5 protein-coding genes are annotated in these 3,308 nt (G+C 60.6%); 2 read left to right on the top strand and 3 right to left on the bottom strand.

What is annotated here, in order from left to right; translation table 11 throughout:
* The 3 genes from AC1DLB_RS25700 to AC1DLB_RS25690 form a co-directional block, all read right to left on the bottom strand.
* On the bottom strand, window positions 1-458 hold a 458-nt coding region (locus AC1DLB_RS25700; RefSeq protein WP_477785887.1), incomplete at its 3' end, for a dienelactone hydrolase family protein.
* A gap of 47 nt (window positions 459-505) precedes the next feature.
* Window positions 506-1,021: an HvfX family Cu-binding RiPP maturation protein gene (locus AC1DLB_RS25695; protein ID WP_086946252.1), complete on the bottom strand. Its 516-nt coding sequence runs from the start codon at window positions 1,019-1,021 to the stop codon at window positions 506-508.
* Between the two features lie 102 nt (window positions 1,022-1,123).
* On the bottom strand, window positions 1,124-1,765 hold the full coding sequence (locus AC1DLB_RS25690; RefSeq protein WP_086946210.1) for a ferric reductase-like transmembrane domain-containing protein: 642 nt from the start codon (window positions 1,763-1,765) through the stop codon (window positions 1,124-1,126).
* A 228-nt stretch (window positions 1,766-1,993) separates the two neighbouring features.
* On the opposite strand from AC1DLB_RS25690, the gene glsB reads away from it, so the two are divergent.
* Window positions 1,994-2,902 (top strand): glutaminase B, encoded by a 909-nt coding sequence (glsB, locus tag AC1DLB_RS25685; protein WP_018929762.1) that lies wholly within the window; start codon window positions 1,994-1,996, stop codon window positions 2,900-2,902.
* Window positions 2,903-2,991: 89 nt separating this feature from the next.
* Window positions 2,992-3,308: DUF3616 domain-containing protein (locus tag AC1DLB_RS25680; RefSeq protein ID WP_477785886.1), on the top strand; the 317-nt coding region annotated here is incomplete at its 3' end.

The following is a 3,308-nucleotide window of genomic DNA, read 5'->3' as shown; positions in this document are numbered from 1 at the left end:
AGTTGGTTCTGAATGCCGCCGCCGTAATAGGCGATCGCCACGTCGACGAAACCGTTGGCTGCGGTGTTGTACGACAGCATGCCGCCGAAGCAGTAACCGATGGAGGCGATCCTGCCGTCGAGCCCGGTATGCGTCTTCAGGGTATCGATGGCCAGTTTGATGTCAGCCTGGGCTTTATAGCGGTCGGTGGCGTTCATCAATTCGACGGCGCGTTTCCAGCCGGCTTCGTCGTAGCCCAGTTCGATACGGTGGCCGTGGCGCCAGAACAGATCCGGCGCTATGACCAGATAGCCATCGGCGGCGTATTGCTCGGCGACCGAGCGGATGTGCTCGTTGACCCCGAAGATTTCCTGAATCAGCACGATCCCCGGCCCTTTACGGGTGTGGGGGATGGCCAGGTAAGCGCCGAAGGTGCCTTCGGGGCTGCTGATTTCGATCCATTGGCTGGTTACGCTCATGATGGCTCCTTTGCATAAGTTGGATGGGGTATCGAGACGCTGGCGCCTCAGCGGTGACTGCGCCGCCAGAAGAGTCGAGCCAACAACGCGTCCATGCTGAGTTTGCCGGCCCCCGAGAACAACAACGGCATGAGGGCTGCGAGGTAGATCAAYGGCAGCTTGAAGTTGCCGTGGCCTTTGTTGCTGATGGCATAACCCTGGGCAAGTTCACTCAATGTAGACCAATCGGCCGGCCAGTGGACGGCAGCGGTCGCGACGACCGTGACCACCACCAGAATAATCGCCGAGAGCCGTGTCCCGAGGCCTGCCAGCAGGGTGAGGGCGCAGATCAGCTCGGCCCACATCGCCAGTTCCCAGTTCAGCGTGGCGGGAACGTGGTTGAAGGGAAACGGGAAGCGGTCCTGGATGTCGGCGAACCAGTTCTGGCCGTTCCATTTTTCCAGGCCAGACTCGAAAAACTCCCAGGCCAGAAACAGCCGCAGGGTGAGGGGCGCGATCCAGTTGCCGACGCGGTCGAGGTTCAGGTGCAGGCCTTTGACGGCTGATGAAAGGGAAGTGTTCATGGGTTTGATCTCCGTGAGTTTGATCGTTGGCAGGCAATCACCCGTAGCCGCTGTAGCAGCTGCCTCGCAGGCTCGACAGCTGCTACAGCGAGCGCAGAGCTGCTACGGGGTGTTGTTGGTCAGGGGATAGGCGCGGGGCAGGCTACGTTTGTACTTCTGCGCAATCGTGCCCAGCAGCCGAATGACAATCGCCGAAAACATCAGGCCGAACGGCAGGACGTACCAGGCGCTCAGGGGGATGCGTTTGAAGTTGGAAAAGGCGAACACCGCCGCGATCACCCACATGCCGCAGGTGTGCAGGGTTTTCCAGGCTTTGGGGCCGATCAGGCGCGCCGTGGTTTTGAATGAGGTCAATGCCATCAACAGAATGAACAGGTAACCGACCGAACCCGGAATATTGCCGACGGTGGTGCGACCGGGCCAGAACTCGGGGTTCAGTTGGCCGTAGCTGTAGATCAGAATGGCGTGGACCAGATGGGAAAACGCGAAGGCCAGGCCGATGAAGCGTCGTTCACGCACCAGCGAGTGGCTGAAAGGCGAGGGCACCAGCACCGCCAGGGCCGATGCAGTGAACGCGGCGAGAAACAGCGCAAACGAAGTGCGTGCGGTGGCGCGAATGGCGCTGCGGGTGGCTTCCACCAGATCGGGGTTGAGCAGCAGAATCAGGCCGGTCATCAACAGCACCAGCATGGCCAGCAGGCCAAACAGCGACCAGCCATGGTAACGGGGGACTTGGGTCATCATGACAACACTCCTGAGCAAGGGCCGACCCGGTTTGCCGGTGGTCAGCGGACGACAGAAGTGTTGCAATCAGCTGTATTGGCGATATGTCTGAAAGGCCCCCCGGTGCAAGTTGGTGTATCCCGGGTGGTGAAAGATACATTCCCATACAAAACTGTGATTCAGCGCCGCCCAGCGGCGTCTAGCGACAGTGTCCCCGCAATCCCATGGGGCGAGACTTCGGAACCCGGCATGCAAGCGCTGTTGAACGAGATCCTTGACGCAGTCCGACCGTTGATCGGTCAGGGCAAAGTGGCTGACTACATTCCCGCCCTCGGCGAGGTACCGGGCAATCAATTGGGCATTGCCGTGTATGGCAATGATGGCGAGTTGTTTTGCGCGGGGGACGCCGACACGCCGTTCTCGGTGCAGAGTATTTCCAAGGTGTTCAGCCTGGTGCAGGCCATCGAACACTCCGGCGAAGCGATTTGGGAACGCCTGGGCCACGAGCCATCCGGCCAGCCGTTCAACTCGCTGGTGCAACTGGAATTCGAGCGCGGGCGCCCGCGCAATCCCTTCATCAATGCCGGTGCGCTGGTGATCTGCGACATCAATCAATCGCGCTTTGCCGCGCCGGCATTGTCGATGCGCGATTTTGTCCGGCGCTTGTCCGGCAACCCGAACATCATGGTGGACGGCAAGGTCGCCGAATCCGAATACCAGCACCGCGCGCGTAACGCGGCCATGGCGTATCTGATGCAGTCGTTCGGCAACTTCCATAACGATGTCGAGGCGGTGCTGCGCAGCTACTTCAGCCATTGCGCGCTGCGCATGAGTTGCGTGGACCTCGCCCGGGCGTTCTGCTTCCTGGCCAACGACGGCTTCTGCAAACACAGCGGCGCACAGATCCTCAGCGCCCGCCAGACCCAACAAGTCAACTCGATCATGGCCACCAGCGGGCTGTACGACGAAGCGGGCAACTTTGCCTATCGCGTCGGTCTGCCGGGCAAGAGCGGCGTGGGCGGGGGCATCGTCGCGGTGGTGCCGGGGCAATTCACGGTGTGCGTCTGGTCACCGGAATTGAATGCCGCCGGTAACTCGCTCGCGGGCATGGCGGCGCTGGAGTTGTTGAGTCAGCGGATTGGCTGGTCGGTGTTCTGATGGCGCTCCTTGACTTGCACCGGGTGGTCGCTAACGTGAAGTAGATCTTTTGACTGCTCACCCGATCGGGTGGAGGCGCGGGTGATTCCATGATGAAGTTCGGTTCCGCGCTTCTCGTCTTCAATGAGACGGACGCTCATTTGCGCGACGGGTTGTCTGCCGTGGTGCAGATTGGCAATACCCTGTGGGTCGCCAATGATGAATCCTTGAGCCTTGAACGTTTCACCCAGCGCGAGCGCGCCAGCCCGGGCGAATTTCTGTTTGATCAGCAGAAGCGGTTCCCGTTGGCATCCCTGTTGACGCTGCCGGTCATGCCGGACGTTGGCAAAGAAGACGTTGAAGCCGACCTGGAAGGCATGAGTTACGACCGCGACACAGGGTATCTCTGGATCGTGGGCTCTCACAG

This window comes from Pseudomonas sp. 05N434 (assembly GCF_056396965.1).
This window is presented reverse-complemented; position numbering and strand designations above follow the sequence as displayed.

Bases quoted from the DNA above. Each gene is read 5' to 3' on its own strand.
- AC1DLB_RS25690 (WP_086946210.1), bottom strand. From the start codon at position 1,765: ATGATGACCCAAGTCCCCCGTTACCATGGCTGGTCGCTGTTTGGCCTG.
- glsB (WP_018929762.1), top strand. From the start codon at position 1,994: ATGCAAGCGCTGTTGAACGAGATCCTTGACGCAGTCCGACCGTTGATC.